The sequence below is a fragment of the Ensifer sp. genome (genome assembly GCF_035999135.1).
In the GTDB taxonomy this organism is placed as follows: domain Bacteria; phylum Pseudomonadota; class Alphaproteobacteria; order Rhizobiales; family Rhizobiaceae; genus Ensifer.
Genome location: NZ_DASYGZ010000138.1, coordinates 1 through 15,323, shown reverse-complemented (window position 1 = coordinate 15,323; position 15,323 = coordinate 1). Strand labels below are relative to the sequence as shown.

15 protein-coding genes are annotated in these 15,323 nt (G+C 63.5%); 6 read left to right on the top strand and 9 right to left on the bottom strand.

The genetic code is table 11. The annotated features are described in order from the left end of the window. Positions 1-2: 2 nt before the first annotated feature. The 5 genes from VGO12_RS16305 to alr all read right to left on the bottom strand — a co-directional run bounded on the left by VGO12_RS16305 (position 3) and on the right by alr (position 5,826). Complete coding sequence (locus VGO12_RS16305; protein ID WP_327513786.1) at positions 3-743, bottom strand: SDR family NAD(P)-dependent oxidoreductase; 741 nt, start codon at positions 741-743, stop codon at positions 3-5. A 12-nt stretch (positions 744-755) separates the two neighbouring features. Then, complete coding sequence (gene purF / locus VGO12_RS16300) at positions 756-2,246, bottom strand: amidophosphoribosyltransferase (protein ID WP_327513785.1); 1,491 nt, start codon at positions 2,244-2,246, stop codon at positions 756-758. A gap of 145 nt (positions 2,247-2,391) precedes the next feature. Beyond that, positions 2,392-3,015, bottom strand: coding sequence for a CvpA family protein (locus VGO12_RS16295; RefSeq protein ID WP_327513784.1), 624 nt, complete (start codon positions 3,013-3,015; stop codon positions 2,392-2,394). Positions 3,016-3,134: 119 nt separating this feature from the next. Continuing rightward, positions 3,135-4,538, bottom strand: a complete 1,404-nt coding sequence (radA, locus tag VGO12_RS16290; RefSeq protein ID WP_327513783.1) for a DNA repair protein RadA — start codon at positions 4,536-4,538, stop codon at positions 3,135-3,137. Between the two features lie 148 nt (positions 4,539-4,686). Next, on the bottom strand, positions 4,687-5,826 hold the full coding sequence (gene alr, locus VGO12_RS16285) for an alanine racemase (RefSeq protein WP_327513782.1): 1,140 nt from the start codon (positions 5,824-5,826) through the stop codon (positions 4,687-4,689). Between the two features lie 148 nt (positions 5,827-5,974). Between alr and VGO12_RS16280 the strand changes: the two genes are divergently transcribed. From VGO12_RS16280 to VGO12_RS16270, 3 genes are all read left to right on the top strand, one after another. Continuing rightward, positions 5,975-6,832 carry an AraC family transcriptional regulator gene (locus VGO12_RS16280; protein ID WP_327513781.1) on the top strand — a complete coding sequence of 286 codons (858 nt, stop codon included), beginning with the start codon at positions 5,975-5,977 and terminating at the stop codon, positions 6,830-6,832. Positions 6,833-6,987: 155 nt separating this feature from the next. Continuing rightward, a complete protein-coding gene (locus VGO12_RS16275; protein ID WP_327513780.1) occupies positions 6,988-7,641 on the top strand; it encodes an AzlC family ABC transporter permease in 654 nt (217 codons plus the stop codon). Then, complete coding sequence (locus VGO12_RS16270) at positions 7,638-7,937, top strand: AzlD family protein (RefSeq protein WP_327513779.1); 300 nt, start codon at positions 7,638-7,640, stop codon at positions 7,935-7,937. The genes VGO12_RS16275 and VGO12_RS16270 overlap by 4 nt, the downstream gene beginning before the upstream one ends. A 222-nt stretch (positions 7,938-8,159) precedes the next feature. On the opposite strand, the gene VGO12_RS16265 is transcribed toward VGO12_RS16270, so the two are convergent. Continuing rightward, positions 8,160-9,662, bottom strand: coding sequence for a replicative DNA helicase (locus VGO12_RS16265; protein ID WP_327513778.1), 1,503 nt, complete (start codon positions 9,660-9,662; stop codon positions 8,160-8,162). A 326-nt stretch (positions 9,663-9,988) separates the two neighbouring features. On the opposite strand from VGO12_RS16265, the gene VGO12_RS16260 reads away from it, so the two are divergent. The 3 genes from VGO12_RS16260 to VGO12_RS16250 all read left to right on the top strand — a co-directional run bounded on the left by VGO12_RS16260 (position 9,989) and on the right by VGO12_RS16250 (position 13,269). Next, complete coding sequence (locus VGO12_RS16260) at positions 9,989-10,432, top strand: MarR family transcriptional regulator (RefSeq protein WP_327513777.1); 444 nt, start codon at positions 9,989-9,991, stop codon at positions 10,430-10,432. A 146-nt stretch (positions 10,433-10,578) separates the two neighbouring features. Beyond that, positions 10,579-12,147 (top strand): MFS transporter, encoded by a 1,569-nt coding sequence (locus tag VGO12_RS16255; RefSeq protein ID WP_327513797.1) that lies wholly within the window; start codon positions 10,579-10,581, stop codon positions 12,145-12,147. Between the two features lie 15 nt (positions 12,148-12,162). Next, positions 12,163-13,269 (top strand): HlyD family secretion protein, encoded by a 1,107-nt coding sequence (locus VGO12_RS16250; RefSeq protein WP_327513776.1) that lies wholly within the window; start codon positions 12,163-12,165, stop codon positions 13,267-13,269. A 101-nt stretch (positions 13,270-13,370) separates the two neighbouring features. Here the strand turns inward: VGO12_RS16250 and rplI are convergent, their stop codons facing one another. The 3 genes from rplI to rpsR form a co-directional block, all read right to left on the bottom strand. After that, complete coding sequence (rplI, locus tag VGO12_RS16245) at positions 13,371-13,946, bottom strand: 50S ribosomal protein L9 (protein ID WP_327513775.1); 576 nt, start codon at positions 13,944-13,946, stop codon at positions 13,371-13,373. Positions 13,947-13,979: 33 nt separating this feature from the next. Beyond that, positions 13,980-14,933, bottom strand: coding sequence for a DUF2232 domain-containing protein (locus tag VGO12_RS16240; RefSeq protein ID WP_327513774.1), 954 nt, complete (start codon positions 14,931-14,933; stop codon positions 13,980-13,982). Between the two features lie 194 nt (positions 14,934-15,127). Continuing rightward, positions 15,128-15,323: 30S ribosomal protein S18 (rpsR, locus tag VGO12_RS16235; protein ID WP_327499918.1), on the bottom strand; the 196-nt coding region annotated here is incomplete at its 5' end.

Sequence of the window (15,323 nt, the reverse complement as noted above, 5' to 3'; positions counted from 1 at the left end):
GCTTATTCCGGCATCCGGTAATCGACGATCCTGTCTTCGCGAACGATATAGAGCTTGCCGGTCTCGGTCTGATCCGGGCCGACCAGCGGCAGCAGCTTGGCAGCCACTTCGGACGGATGCGGGACGGTCTCCGGATCCTCGCCGGGCATCGCCTGGGCGCGCATCGCGGTGCGGGTGGCGCCGGGATCCACGGAGAGGATGCGCAGCGGCAGGCGCTGCGTTTCTCCGGCCCAGGTGCGGGCCAGAGCCTCGACGGCAGCCTTGGAGGCGGAGTAGGGGCCCCAGAACGGCTTGCACTTGTGTGCGGCACTTGACGACAGGATCAGCGCGCGGCCGGCATCCGACTTGATCAGCAGAGGCTCCAGCGACCGGATCAGCCGCCAGGTGGCGTTGACGTTGATCATCATCACCTTGTCGAACACCTTCGCCTCGACATGGCCGATCGGCGAGATCGTGCCGAGCACGCCGGCATTGGCGACCAGGATGTCGAGCTTGCCCCAGCGCTCGTTGATGGCGCCGCCGAGCTTGTCGATCGCCGGCATGTCGGCGAGGTCGAAAGGAACGAGCGTTGCCGAGCCGCCGGCCGCCTTGATCGCGTCGTCGAGCTCTTCGAGCCCACCGACAGTGCGTGCGCAGGCGACGACATGTGCGCCGGCCTTGGCCAGTTCGAGAGCGGTGAAATAGCCGATACCGCGCGAAGCGCCGGTGACCACGGCCACCCGGCCTTTAAGATCGATCGTCATTTTGTTGTCTGGTTATCCGTTGCTGGCGAGAACCGAGAGTTTGCGGACGTTGCTTGCGCCTTCCTGGTCGAGGAGGCGGGTCGGATAGTCCCCGGTGAAATAGTGGTCGGTGAACTGCGGCGACTTCGGGTCGCGCTTTTCACCGCCGACCGCCTCGTAGAGGCCGTCGATCGACAGGAATTCCAGCGAATCCGCACCGATGTAGCGGCACATGGAGGCGAGGTCCGCATGCTGGTTGGCCAAAAGCTTATCGCGATCCGGCGTGTCGATGCCGTAGAAATCCGGATGGAAGATCATCGGGCTTGCGACGCGCACATGCACTTCACGTGCGCCTGCGTCCCGCATCATCTGCACGATCTTGACCGAAGTGGTGCCGCGCACGATCGAATCGTCGACCAGGATGATGCGCTTGCCCTCGATCATCGCGCGGTTGGCCGAATGCTTGAGCTTGACGCCGAAGGCGCGGATCTGCTGCGTCGGCTCGATGAAGGTGCGGCCGACATAGTGATTGCGGATGATGCCGTATTCGAAGGGAATGCCGCTCTCTTGGGCATAGCCGAGCGCTGCCGGCGTGCCACCGTCCGGCACGGGCACCACCACGTCGGCCTCAACAGGGGCTTCCTTGGCGAGGTTGATGCCCATGTTCTTGCGCGAGACGTAGATGCTGCGGCCACCGACGACCGAATCCGGCCGGGCGAAATAGACATATTCGAACAGGCAGAGACGCTCCGGCTGCGTGACCTCGGGCTTGCGCGCATCGATCGAGATCGAACCGTCGGGCTGGATTTCGCAGATGATCACTTCGCCGTTCTCGACGTCGCGCACGTAGGTGGCGCCGATGATGTCGAGCGCGCAGGTTTCCGAGCAGAAGATCGGCTTGCCGTCGAGCTCGCCCATCACGAGCGGACGGATGCCGATCGGGTCACGGGCGGCGATCAGCTTGGTGCGGGTCATCGCCAGCATCGAATAGCCGCCTTCCATCTGACGGATGGCGTCGATGAAACGGTCGGAAGACGAGGCCTGCTTGGAGCGGGCGATCAGGTGCAGAACGACTTCAGTGTCCGAGGTCGACTGACAGATGGCGCCGTCGGCGATCAGTTGCCGACGAAGGGTGAGGCCGTTGGTGAAGTTGCCGTTGTGGGCGACTGCGATGCCGCCGACTTCGAGCTCGGCAAACAGCGGCTGGACGTTGCGTAGCGCCACTTCACCCGTCGTCGAGTAGCGGGTGTGGCCGATCGACATGAAGCCGGGGAGCTTTGCCAGCGTCGCCGGGTCGGTGTAGTGGTCGCCGACGAGGCCCATGCGCTTTTCGGTGCAGAACTGCTTGCCGTCGAAGGTGACGATGCCGGCTGCTTCCTGGCCGCGATGCTGGAGCGCGTGCAGGCCAAGCGCTGTCAGCGCCGCCGCGTCCGAGTGCCCCAAAATACCGAAGACGCCGCACTCTTCGTGCAGTTCGTCGCCTTCGAGTTCATCGTGGATTTCCATGGATCTGAGATCGGTCATCACAGTCGCCTTTGTTCCGTACCGGTGCGCATATCGTGATCGGGCCCGCAGTCTTCAAGCGATCTTAGCTGAAAACGGCTGCGAGCGTTATTCCCCAAAAGGACAAAGCCCGCGGGGCGGGCTTTGTCGGCATGTCGTTCCTGTCTCAGCCGTTGGTGGCCGGTGCGTCGTCTGCGGGCGCCTGCTCTGGCGTCGTCGTCGGCGCCTGGCCCGGTGCTGCAGCCGGCGCTTCGCCTTCGCCTTCGCCGGTCGTGTCCTTGCCGCGCAGACGGTCGAGAATGGTGGCGTCGGCCTCTTCGGGCAGCAGCGCGATCAGCTTGTTGCCGAGATTGTCGAGCAGCGGCTTCGACTTGGCCTGGGTCACCCAGACCGGCTGCTGCGCCGGTGCGACCAGCCAGTTGAAGAACAGCATGGCGACGACAACGAGCAGGATGCCGCGGGCGGCGCCGAACAGGAAGCCGAGCGTGCGGTCGAGAGCGCCGATGCGGCTGTCGATGATGAAGTCGGCGATCCGCATGGTGATGAAGGAAATGATGATCAGCGCCACCAGGAAGATCACCGCCGCCGATCCGATCAGCGCGACGGTGTCGCTGTTGGTGTACTGCTTGGCATAGGGCAGGAGGTGCGGGTAGAGGAAGTAGGCGGCAGCTGCTGCGCCCACCCAGCTCGCGACCGAAAGCACTTCGCGCGAAAAGCCGCGGACCATGGCCAGAATTGCGGAAAACAGGGCGACGCCGAGAACGATACCGTCGAGAATTGTAATGGGCATTTTGTCCTTACTCCGGACCCGGTTCGTCCGGGTCTCCTCAAGCCTATCCGCCATCGGCCCTGTTCAGGGCGTTTGCAGCCTGCTTGCAGCCTTTAGAGGTCCGCCTGCGGCATCCGCATTCAGTCGTCGTCCTGTGCCGCCTTGAGCGCATGTCGCGATCCCGCGATGCGCGCCACCAGATCCGGCAGGCTTTCCATCTCGCTCCATCGGCCACCGCCGTTTTTCGGCAGCTCCATCGAAGCGGATGGCAGGACCGCCTGCGAGAACCCGAGCTTCTCGGCTTCCTTAAGGCGTTGTGCGGTATGCGCAACCGGCCGGATGGCGCCCGACAAGCTGACTTCGCCGAAATAGACGCAATCGGCCGGAAGGGCAAGCCCGGCAAGCGATGAAACCAGTGCGGAAGCCACAGCAAGATCGGCGGCAGGCTCCGAAATGCGGTAGCCGCCGGCAATGTTGAGATAGACGTCGTGCTGCCCGAGCTTTACCCCGCAATGGGCCTCGAGCACCGCAAGGATCATCGACAGTCGGGCGGAGTCCCAGCCGACGATGGCGCGGCGCGGCGTGCCGAGCGACGTCGGGGCGACGAGCGCCTGCACTTCGACAAGCACGGGCCGCGTGCCTTCCATGCCGGCAAAGACGGCCGCACCCGGCGATTTCTCGTTGCGTTCGCCCAGAAACAGTTCCGACGGGTTGGCGACTTCACGCAGGCCCTTGTCCGACATTTCGAAAACGCCGATCTCGTCGGTCGGGCCAAAACGGTTCTTGACGGTGCGCAGGATGCGGTAGTGATGGCCGCGGTCGCCTTCGAAATAGAGCACGGCGTCGACCATGTGCTCAACGACGCGGGGGCCGGCGATCTGTCCTTCCTTGGTGACGTGGCCGACAAGTACGACGGCCGTCCCGGTTTGCTTGGCAAAGCGGATCATCGCCTGAACGCCGGTGCGAACCTGGGTGACGGTGCCCGGCGCCGAATCGACGATGTCGCTCCAGAGCGTCTGGATGGAATCGATGATCACCAGATCCGGGCGCTTGCCTTCCGAAAGCGTCGCCAGGATGTCCTCGACATTGGTTTCGGCGGCGAGCAACACGTCGCTGTCGGCAGCGCCCAGCCGCTGGGCGCGAAGCCGCACCTGCGCCACTGCCTCTTCACCGGAGACATAGATGACCCGGTGGTTGCGGCGCGAAAGGGCTGCGGCCGCCTGCATCAGCACGGTCGACTTGCCGATCCCGGGATCGCCGCCGACAAGCAGCGCCGAGCCGCGCACGAAGCCGCCGCCGGTCACCCGGTCCAATTCCGAAATGCCGGTCTGGATGCGGGGCGCATCCTCGATGTCGCCGGAAAGGGTGGTGAGCGCCACCGGACGGCCCTTCTTCGGCGCGCGCGACGGACCGCCGCCGATGCCGGCCGTCGGATCGTCTTCGATGATCGTGTTCCACTCGCCGCACCCCTCGCACTTGCCGGCCCAACGGGTGTGGATCGTGCCGCAGTTCTGGCAGACGAATTGTGTGCGGGCTTTGGCCATGAAAATCGACTTTCGCATGTGGAGACCGCGCATGTCGCGATGGGCGTGCGCGGCGAAGAATCAGCTCTATTGTCACATAATGCCCGGACGAGCGGAACAAAAGGTGAATTTTAGCGGAGATGGCTGGAAAATGATCCGAGGCGACCCGTCACACGGGGTCGATACAGTGCCTGACATAGCGCTGGCCGAGGCTGGTCAGCATCTCGTAGCCGATCGTCCCACCGGCGCGCGCAACGTCGTCGATCGCAATATGCCGGCCGAAAAGCTCGATATAGTCGCCCGGCCGCACGGCGGTTTCGGGAAGGTCGGTCACGTCGAAGAGGCTGAGGTCCATGGTGACGCGGCCGACATGGGGGATTTTCCGGCCGTGCAGGAAGCCGAAAGCGCCCGATGGCGTTGCCCGCCTGAGGGTGACGCCGCCGCCCGAGACGGAGCGATGGTAGCCATCGGCATAGCCGACCGCAACCGTGGCGATGCGGCTGTCGCGATCAAAGCGTGCGGAGGCGCCGTAGCTCGCGGTGCCGCCTGCGGCCACCTCGCGTACCTGGATGATCCGCGCTTCGGCGGTCACCACCGGCTTCATCGGGTTGGCGGCCCCGTCCACCGCCTCGCCGCCATAGACGGCAATGCCTGGACGGGTCAGGTCGAAGTGGTAGTCGGACCCGAGAAAGACGCCGCCGGAGTTGGCAAGGCTTGCATCGACACCCTCATAGGCAGCGGTCGCCTCGTGGAAGCGCTTGAGCTGGAGCGCATTCAGCCGATGCTCGGGATCGTCGGCGCTGACCAGATGGCTCATGATGAGCACCGGCGAGAAGCTCGCCGGCCGCGCCGGGTCGTTTGCCAGCGCAACCGCATGCTCGACCGAAAGGCCGAGCCGGTTCATGCCGGTATCGATGTGCAGCACGCAAGGGTGATCGCCGCCCTCGGAAAGGGCTGCCATGAACACGGCGAGCTGTTCGTCCGAATTGATCACCGGTACCAGATCGTTGTCGAAGAACAGGGCTTCGTTGCCCGGCCACATGCCCGCGAGGATGTAGATCCGGCCGTCGGGCACGAGCGGACGAAGGGCAGCACCTTCCTCGGCGTTGGCAACGAAGAAGTCGCGCGCGCCGGCTGCATAAAGGGCAGGGGCGGCGCAGTCGATGCCGATCCCGTAGGCATTGGCTTTGAGCACAGCTGCGGCGCGCGCCTTGCCGGAGCGCTTGTTCATCGACCGCCAGTTGTCGACAAGCGCGCCAAGGTCGATCGTGAGCCTGTTGGAAGCGGAAAGGAAGTCTGGACGAAGCATGCCGGGCCTCTGCGTGGGTGATCCAAGATCAATACAGCCAAGCGAAGAGCGTCGCAAATGCTGCAGTATCACGGTGCGCCCGCGGTCAGGCCTGCAAACGCGCACTTTTGTGCAAGACGCCGGCGCGCCTGGGCACTATGGTTCTCCGATGCAGACGATTTCGCAGGAACAGGCCATCGATGTCATGCCGATCGAGGGCGCCGAGCGCACCCGCTTTTGGCGAGACTCGCGCTTCATGGGCATGGAATGCCTGACCGCCACCTTCATCACCCATGAATTCGCGCCGCATGCGCACGAAACGTTCTCAATCGGCGCGATCGAGGCCGGCTCCCAGATCAGCAAGATCAAGGGCGAGCGCTCGGAGGCGGGTCCCGGATACTTCTACCTGATCAATCCCGACGAGATCCACGATGGCCACCCGGGCGGCAGCGGCTACCGCTATCGCATGGTCTACCCGAGCGCCGAGCTCCTGGTGAACATCATCGAGGACGTGACGGGCCGCGCCTTCAAGGGTACGCCGTCCTTTGCCAAGCGCGTTCTCCAGGCTCCCGATCTGGCCCTTTCCTTCCACCAGGCGCATCGAACGCTCGAGGTCGCAGGCGCCACGCTCGAGGCCGAGGAAAAGATGTTTGCCGTGCTTGCAGCGATGTTCGAGCGCCACGGCAGTACGATCATTGCGCCGATCGAGACGCGGGAACATTCGGCCGTTCACCGCGCGCGTGACTTTCTGATGGAACATTATGCCGACGATGTCGGGCTTGAAGAGCTGGCCAGGGTCGCCGGCCTCAGTCGCGCGCACCTGATCCGCGCTTTCCGCAAGGAGTTCCATATCACCCCGCATGCGTTCCTGACCGACAAGCGCGTACGCGCGGCCAAGACGCTGCTGCGTCACGGATGGTCGGCCGTGGATGCCGCCTACCAGTGCGGTTTTGCCGACCAGGCGCATTTCAGCCGCCACTTCAAGGCGCGCACCGGGATTACGCCGGGCGCATTCCGCGCCGGTTGATCACTTTCGTTCAAGACGACCCGCAGCCCGGCGACTAGAACGTTGGCCAGAGCGACCGTGCGTTTCAAAGGACGGGCGGCGCTATGGTGCGAATGGAGACGTGGACGTTGCAGGAGAAAAGTGCATTTCAGGAATTTCGGTCGGCCGCGCTCGCGATGACGCCTCTCATCGTCGCGGTGATGCCGATCGGCCTCGTCTTCGGCGCGGTGGCGGCGGGCAAGGGGCTGACGCCGGCGGAGGTGACGCTGATGAGCGCGCTGGTGTTTGCCGGCGGATCGCAGTTCGTCGCGATGGACATCTGGACGCATCCTGCCTCCTGGGCAGCACTCGGCTTTTCGGCCTTGCTCGTCAATGTCCGTCACGTGCTGATGAGCGCCTCGATCGGCGGCAAGCTCGATCGCTTTTCGGGTCCGGCCCGCTACCTGTCCATGCTGCTTTTGGCCGACGAAATCTGGGCGATGGCGGAGATGCGCGCGAGCGCGACGAAGCTGACGCCCGCCTGGTTTGCCGGCCTTGCGGTGCCGTTCTACTGCGTCTGGGTGCTGACAAGCCTCGCGGGCGCGCTGCTCGGCGCCTTCCTCGGTGATCCGAAGGTCACTGGGCTCGACTTTGCGTTTCCGGCCGTCTTCATCGTCCTTGTCATGGGGTTCTGGAAAGGGCGCGGGACCGGCGCGGTGTTGGCCGCCAGCGCCTCGGCCGCCGTGCTCACACATCAGTTGTTGCCGGGCGTCTGGTATATCGCGGCCGGTGCTGCCGCAGGCGTCGTCGTCGCCGTTCTTTCGGGCGGCCGCAAGGAGGTGCAAGCATGAGCGTCGATCTCACCACGCTGCTTGCGATCCTTGCCATGGCGGCGGCGACGGTTGCCACCCGTATCGGCGGCCTCCTGCTGATCCGTTACGTGACGATCGGCGAGGATCAGAAACGGGCGCTCGAAGCCATTCCGCCGGCGGTGCTGATGGCGGTCATCGCGCCGACCGCCTTCGTGACCGGGCCGGCAGAAACGATCGCTGCGGCCTTGACGGCTGTGGCTGCCCTGCGGTTGCCGTTGCTCGCATCCGTCGCCATCGGCGTGGTCTCGGTGGCGCTGCTGCGTCTCGTCTTTTGAGGTTGTTGCCCTGAAGCGACGAATGTCGGCTCGGCGGCAGACGGATCGCTAGAAATTGAGAGCGGGCTGGGAAACCGCAAACATTTTTCCCAGCCCGCTCCGGCCGCCCCCACGGAACTTGAAGAGCAATCCCAGGAAACGTGTGAAACGGTTTTCCGTCCGGAATTGCGGTCTTTCAAAGCGATGGACAGTTTCGCTGTTTCGAAGAAACAAGGAAACTGTCTAGTGTTCTTCGTATTGGGTGAACGAGGGATCGGCGAGGTCGGTGAAGCGGGTGAATTCCGACTGGAAGGCGAGCTTCACGGTACCGGTCGGTCCGTGACGCTGCTTGGCGATGATCACATCGGCCGTGCCCTTCACCTGCTCCATCTTCATCTTCCACTCTTCGTACTTCGGATCGAACTCGTCGCGCGGCTCTAGGTTCTTCACGTAGTATTCCTCGCGGAACACGAAGAGCACGACGTCGGCGTCCTGTTCGATCGAACCCGATTCGCGAAGGTCGGAGAGCTGGGGCCGCTTGTCTTCGCGGCTTTCCACGCCACGCGAGAGCTGCGAGAGCGCGATGATCGGAACGTTCAGCTCCTTGCCGAGCGCCTTGAGGCCGGTGGTGATCTGGGTGATTTCCTGCACGCGGTTGTCGCTGGATTTGCCCGAGCCGGTCATGAGCTGGATATAGTCCACCACCAGGCAGTCGAGGCCGCGCTGGCGCTTGAGGCGGCGCGCGCGGGCGGAAAGCTGGGCGATAGAGATGCCACCCGTCTGGTCGATATAGAGCGGCACCTTCTGCATCATCTGCGAGCAGGCGACGAGCTTTTCGAACTCGGCCTCGGAAATATCACCGCGGCGGATCTTCGACGAGGAGACTTCGGTCTGCTCGGAGATGATACGGGTGGCGAGCTGCTCGGACGACATTTCGAGCGAATAGAAGCCGACGACGCCGCCGTTTCTCGCCTTGAACGAGCCGTCCGCCTGGACTTCCGGCTCGTAGGCCGCGGCAATGTTGTAGGCGATGTTGGTCGCAAGCGAGGTCTTGCCCATGCCGGGACGTCCGGCAAGCACGATCAAGTCGGAGCGCTGCAGGCCGCCCATGCGGCCATCAAGCGACAGGATGCCGGTCGAAATGCCCGACAGGCTGCCATCGCGCTCGAAGGCCTGGCCGGCCATGTCGATTGCGAGCGCAACGGCATCGTTGAACGACTGGAAGCCGCCATCGTAGCGGCCGGTTTCCGCCAGTTCGAACAGGCGGCGTTCGGCGTCCTCGATCTGGCCCTGCGGCGGCATGTCGAGCGGGGCATCATAGGCGATGTTGACCATGTCTTCGCCGATGGTGATCAGCGAGCGGCGCAACGCCAGGTCATAAATGGCCCGGCCATAGTCTTCCGCATTGATGATCGATACGGCTTCCACGGCAAGGCGTGCCAGATACTGGGCGACGGTCATGTCGCCGACCTTCTCGTCGGCCTTGAGGAACGTCTTGATGGTAACGGGGTTGGCAGCCTTGCCCATGCGAATGATATCGCCGGCGACCTCGTAGATCTTGCGGTGCAGCGGCTCGTGCAGGTGAACCGGCTTCAGGAAGTCCGATACACGATAGTACGCGTCATTGTTGACGAGGATCGCGCCGAGGAGCGCCTGCTCGGCTTCAAGGTTGTTCGGCGCCTCGCGGTAGTGCTGGTCCGCCTGATCCTTGCTGATAGGGGATAGCTTTCGCGCCGCGTCGTTCATGTCGTTCTGTCTCTGCCTCTGTCTGGTGTGGCCCCGGTTTGCGTCTTACCGCCGTCCGGGTCAAGTGCAGGGCGGACACAGTTGCAAAGCGTGTCGTGCGAGCCTGGCGCTTTTCCCGTTGTTCCACTGATCCACAGGCAGGGTTCACAAAAACACGAATTCTGCCGTTGCCACAAACTTGGGCGTTGACGGACCGAATCACCCTGTCAGCTGCAAAATTCTAATCCCGTCGCTCGTCCGTTCAAAACCCGTTCTTGAAAAACGAGCGCGTTTGGATTAGATAGTATGAAAATAGTTAGCATGCTACTAATATGGAAAAGATATTAATGTATCAGCCCACCGTAAACCGCGAATTGTTCGACGCCCTGTCGCTGGTCAATCGCAAGCTCAGGGCCGTTTTTGATGCCCAGGTGAAGGAGAGGGGCCTGACGCTGTCGCGGGCGCGCGCACTCTTCGCCCTGACCAGGAAGGATGGCTTGAACCAGCGAGAACTTGCAGACGAGCTCGACATCGAGACGCCGACGCTGGTGCGTCTGCTGGACGGCATGGAAAAGCAGGGCTTCATCGAGCGGCGTGTCGAGGTGTCCGACCGGCGCGCCAAGCAAATCCACATGACCGACCTCGGCCGCGCGGTTGCCGACGACATCCTGAGGCTTGCCGACGAGATCCGGGCCGAGGTGTTGCAGGGCGTCGATAGGGCCGAGCTTGCCGTTACGCTCAGGGTCGTGCGTTCGCTCGCCGACAATGTTCAGTCGCTGGCGCGGGAGTGACGGCCATGCGCGCCGTGGCGACCCTCGGAGCCAATGACAACCGGAGCGCCCTTTCGGAAGGGGATGGCGAACCCGAACAGGAGCCGCAAGCCGCCCTCGCGGCCGTGCCTTCGCCGCAGGCCGCTTTGCCAGTTGATCCGGCGTCCATGCCGATGATGAAGTCGGCGATCTACGTCCTTTGCTCGGCCTTCCTGTTCCTGACGCAGGGACTGGGGATGAACCTGGCGCTTGCCAACCTCAACCAGCTCCAGGGCTCGCTCTCGGCGACCTCGGTCGAAGCGGCCTGGCTTTCGGCGGCCTACATGGCGCCGAATGTCAGCCTGTCGATTGCGCTCGTGAAGATCCGCGCCCAGTACGGGCTGCGCCGGTTTGCCGAAATCGGCATCGTCGGCTTCGTGATCGTTTCCCTGATGAATGTCTTCGTGTCGGATCTGCATTCGGCCATCGTCGTGCGCTTCATAAGCGGCATTGCCGCAGCGCCAATGTCGACGCTCGGCTTTCTCTACATGCTCGAGGCCTTTCCGCCGGCGCGCAAGCTGACGACCGGGTTGGCGCTGGCGCTCACGTGCACGACGATCTCCGCGCCGATCACCCGACTGATCTCTCCGGCGCTGATCGAGTATGGTCAGTGGCACGGGCTCTACCTCATGGAGATGGCGTTGGCGCTGATCGCGTTGCCGGTCATCTACCTGTTGCCACTGACGCCGGTGCCGCATGCCAAAGTCATCCAGCGCCTGGATATTCTGAGCTACCTGCTCGTCGCCTTCAGCTTCGGATGCCTCGCGGTGGTGCTTTCCATGGGGCGGCTTTACTGGTGGTTCGAAGCGCCCTGGCTCGGCGTCCTCCTGGCCGTGTCGATCGCCGCACTGACCGCCGTGGTTCTGATCGAGCTGAACCGCGCAGTGCCCTTGATCGACATGCGCTGGCTCGCGTCGAAGGAAGTAGTCCACTTCACCGCTGTTCTCCTGATTTTTCGCCTTGTCGCGTCCGAGCAGTCGGCGATCGCCACGAATTTCTATCAGCAGATCGGGCTCCAGTTCGAGCAGGTCGCGACACTCTACTGGATCATTCTGGCTGCCGCGATCGCCGGTGGCCTGCTCTGCGCCGTGCTGATGAGCCCGCAGCATTCCGAACGCGTGCACATGCTGGCGCTTGGCCTGCTTGCCACGGGCGCTTACCTCGACAGCCAGGCATCCAGCCTGACCCGACCCGAGCAGATGTATGTCAGCCAGGCGATGATTGCGGCCGGTACGGCGCTTTTCCTGCCGCCGGCGATGGCGAGCGGCTTTCGGGCAGCACTTGCCAAGGGGCCGAGCTATATTCTGAGCTTCTTCGTGGTCTTCCTGTTCACCCAGAACATCGGCAGCCTGATCGGATCCGCGGCCTTTGGGACCTTTGTCACGATCCGCGAGAAGTTCCATTCCAACATCCTCGCAGAACAGATTGTGCTCTCCAATCCGCTCGTCGCCCAGCGGATCAACCAGCTCGCAGCCGCCTATGGCAGGGTGGTGGGCGACAGGACCCTTTTGAACGGAGAAGGCGCCGTCCTCCTGTCGCAGCAGATCACCCGCGAAGCTTACATCCTGGCCTACAACGACGCCTTTCTGCTCGATGCGATGATTGCCCTTGGCGCGCTCGTCGGCCTGCTTGTTCACATGTCCTACAAATGGTTTGCGCAGCGTTTGGCTGGTCCGCCGCTTCGAACCGCCCTTTGATTGATTGGTTTCACCATGTTGAAAGTCTTACGCTCCCCCACGGCCCTGATCGTCCTGATGGCGGGTATCGCCGGCGTCGCGCTGGTCCTCTATGCTTGGCGGTTGCCCCCGTTCCAAAGCGCGGTGGAAATGACGGAGAACGCCTATGTGCGCGGTTATGTGACGGTGATGAGCCCTCAGCTTTCAGGCTATGTCGCCGACGTTCCCGTCCACGACTACGAGACCGTCAAGGCCGGGGAAGTCCTCGTCAAGATCGACGACCGCATCTACGCGCAGAAGCTGGCGCAGGCGCAGGCAACGCTTGCCGCCCAGAAGGCGGCCCTTGCCAATTCCTACCAGCAGGAACTGTCGGCCAAGGCCGGAATTGCAGCGAGCCAGGCGCAGATCGACAGCGCCAGGGCGGCCTTCAACCGTGCCCGCTCCACCTGGGACCGCATCCGGCCGCTGACGGAAAAGGGTGTGGCGACGCGCAGCGACGCCGATCAGGCGCGCGCCGGTTTCGAGCAGGCGGACGCGGCGGTCAACCAGGCGGAAGCCGGATTTCAGGTCGCAACGCAGGCGCTGGCGACCACGCTTGGGGCACGCGCCGGATTGGAGGCGGCGGTAACGGGCGCGGGAGCCGCCGTGGAACTGGCGCGCATCGACCTCGAAAACACGCGCATCCTCGCGCCGCGCGACGGCAGGCTCGGTGAGATCGGTGCGCGGGTCGGGCAATATGTAACGGCTGGATCGCAGCTTCTGGCGCTGGTACCGAACGATGTCTGGGTGGTCGCCAATTTCAAGGAGACGCAACTGGATGGCATGCGGGCCGGCCAGCCCGTGACCATTTCGGTCGACGCCCTGCACAAGAGCGAATTGACCGGGCACATCGAGCGCTTTGCACCAGCCGCCGGTTCGGAGTTCAGCGTGATCCGGCCGGACAACGCGACCGGCAACTTCATCAAGGTGGCCCAACGCGTCGGCGTGCGCATCGCCGTCGATCCTGGCCAGCCATTGGCCGAGATGCTGTCACCGGGCCTGTCGGTTGTGGTGCGCGTCGACAAGGATGCGCCGGCACAGGCAGTGGTCGATCATGCCGCCGGCCCGGGCGTCCCGAGCGCTCTTGCCGGCTCCGGCGCCTGACATTTTTTGGAGGCAAGGCCGCGTGCCTGCGGGCGGACAAGAAAAAAGCCCGGATCGATGGTCATCGATCCGGGCTTTTTTCGTTGAATGGCCGTTGAGGCTTATTCTTCTTCGCCTTCGAACTCGGCTTCCGGATTGAAGAAGTCTTCCGGCTTCAGAGCGTCTTCGTCAACGCCGTAGATGGCGTCGGCCGAGGTCAGGCTTTCGCCCTTGGCCTGGCGACCGGCTTCTTCAGCCGAACGGGCAACGTTGACTTCGACAGCGATCTCGACTTCCGAGTGCAGGTGCAGCGTGACCTTGTGCAGGCCAATCGACTTGATCGGCTGGTTGAGGTCGACCTGGTTGCGGCCGACGTTGAAGCCTTCGGCAGCGAGAACTTCGATGATGTCGCGGGCAGCAACCGAACCGTAGAGCTGGCCGGTTTCGCCTGCCGAGCGGACGATGATGAAGGACTTGCCGTCGAGCTTTTCGGCAACAGCCTGAGCTTCCGACTTGCGCTCGAGGTTGCGGGCTTCGAGCGTCGAACGCTCAGCTTCGAAACGGGCCTTGTTGGCGGCGTTGGCGCGCAGCGCCTTGCCGAGCGGCAGAAGGTAGTTGCGGGCGAAGCCGTCGCGAACCTTTACGGTTTCGCCCATCTGGCCGAGCTTGGCGATGCGTTCGAGAAGAATGACTTGCATGTTGAGTTTCCTTTCAGTGATCCAATTTGTTGGTCAGTTTTTTCCAACCGGCGTGACCGCGATGGTGCGTCGCGTATCGATCAGGCCGGACAGGAGGAAGAAGAATGCCGGGACCGTGAAGACGAGCACCGACAGGTATGCGATCCACAGCACGGGAAGCCGCCAGGACTTGCCGCGCGTGCGGAAATGGAAGGATGCGAAACCGGCAAGCAGGAAGCCCGCGCCGAAGGTTCCGCAGATCAGCGCGCCGATCGTGGCTGGCGCGCCGCCAAGGAAAGTGAGGACCAGGCCGCCGAGGAAGATGAAGATCGCGTTGCGATGCATGCGCAGCGTCGAGGGGATGTCCTCGCGCGGCCTGAGCGACCGCCCGGACATCTGCACGATGCGGGTGGCGAGGTAGTAGGCGGTAAACAGCATCAGCACCCAGACAGCGCCCTGGACGAGCGGCAGGGCGAGCGTGAAGAGTGACTTGATCTGGGCGATTGCGGCCGCATCGGGGTTGTAGGCGGAATCCTGCGCCTGCACCGCCTGAATGACGATATCGACCATCCGGTCGGAGATGTCGGAACCGTAGCCGACGATGATGCCGACGATGATCATACCCACCGTCACGAGGCCGGCGAGATGGCTCAGAATGTCGGAGAGGGGATACCACGCAAGCGCTTCATCGGGACCGCCGAGTTCGGAGGCCGGACGCGCGAGATTGGCAAGATGGCTCAGCCACCCGGCCGGGATGAGCGTGACGACGAGAATGAGCAAGGCGAAATAAGGGGACGCGAGTGCTGTGGCCGTGCCCCCGGCCACGACGATCGCGGTGATCGCGGCAGCGTTGCCCCAGCCAAGGCCGGCCATCAGGATCGGCAGCGCGGAAGCGGCGTAAAGGACGATCGCGAGCGACGACTGCGTGTTCGCGCCCATCGACAAGAGGGCGGCGGTAAAGCCGGCGAGAACGCCGGTCAGCAGCGATGTCCTGTTCACATTCGTCACGTTTCGCTGTCCTGCTTCGTGCAGTTAGGGGATGGCGAAAGCCTTGTCCCCAGCTTGGGATTTAGGCGCTTGCGCGCCGGTTCCGATCCGCGCCCATCGCGGAAGGGAAGGGCAAGGCGCTTACGTAAGGAAAGCGCCTTGCCCTTGAGTCGATGTCCGCCGGAGTCAGATGACTGACGGACCGTCAGCCGTTCTTAGGAAACGACGTAGGGCAGCAGGCCGAGGAAGCGTGCACGCTTGATCGCCTGAGCGAGTTCGCGCTGCTTCTTCTGGGAAACGGCCGTGATGCGGGAAGGAACGATCTTGCCGCGCTCGGAAATGTAGCGCTGCAGCAGACGGATGTCCTTGTAGTCGATCCGCGGAGCGTTTGCGCCCGAGAAGGGGCAGGTC

Coding starts and splice junctions, on each gene's coding strand:
- VGO12_RS16280 (WP_327513781.1), top strand. CDS start 5,975: ATGCAGACGATTTCGCAGGAACAGGCCATCGATGTCATGCCGATCGAG.
- VGO12_RS16305 (WP_327513786.1), bottom strand. CDS start 743: ATGACGATCGATCTTAAAGGCCGGGTGGCCGTGGTCACCGGCGCTTCG.
- alr (WP_327513782.1), bottom strand. CDS start 5,826: ATGCTTCGTCCAGACTTCCTTTCCGCTTCCAACAGGCTCACGATCGAC.
- VGO12_RS16270 (WP_327513779.1), top strand. CDS start 7,638: ATGAGCGTCGATCTCACCACGCTGCTTGCGATCCTTGCCATGGCGGCG.
- VGO12_RS16295 (WP_327513784.1), bottom strand. CDS start 3,015: ATGCCCATTACAATTCTCGACGGTATCGTTCTCGGCGTCGCCCTGTTT.
- VGO12_RS16255 (WP_327513797.1), top strand. CDS start 10,579: ATGCCGATGATGAAGTCGGCGATCTACGTCCTTTGCTCGGCCTTCCTG.
- purF (WP_327513785.1), bottom strand. CDS start 2,246: ATGACCGATCTCAGATCCATGGAAATCCACGATGAACTCGAAGGCGAC.
- VGO12_RS16275 (WP_327513780.1), top strand. CDS start 6,988: ATGACGCCTCTCATCGTCGCGGTGATGCCGATCGGCCTCGTCTTCGGC.
- VGO12_RS16265 (WP_327513778.1), bottom strand. CDS start 9,662: ATGAACGACGCGGCGCGAAAGCTATCCCCTATCAGCAAGGATCAGGCG.
- VGO12_RS16250 (WP_327513776.1), top strand. CDS start 12,163: ATGTTGAAAGTCTTACGCTCCCCCACGGCCCTGATCGTCCTGATGGCG.
- radA (WP_327513783.1), bottom strand. CDS start 4,538: ATGGCCAAAGCCCGCACACAATTCGTCTGCCAGAACTGCGGCACGATC.
- VGO12_RS16260 (WP_327513777.1), top strand. CDS start 9,989: ATGTATCAGCCCACCGTAAACCGCGAATTGTTCGACGCCCTGTCGCTG.
- rplI (WP_327513775.1), bottom strand. CDS start 13,946: ATGCAAGTCATTCTTCTCGAACGCATCGCCAAGCTCGGCCAGATGGGC.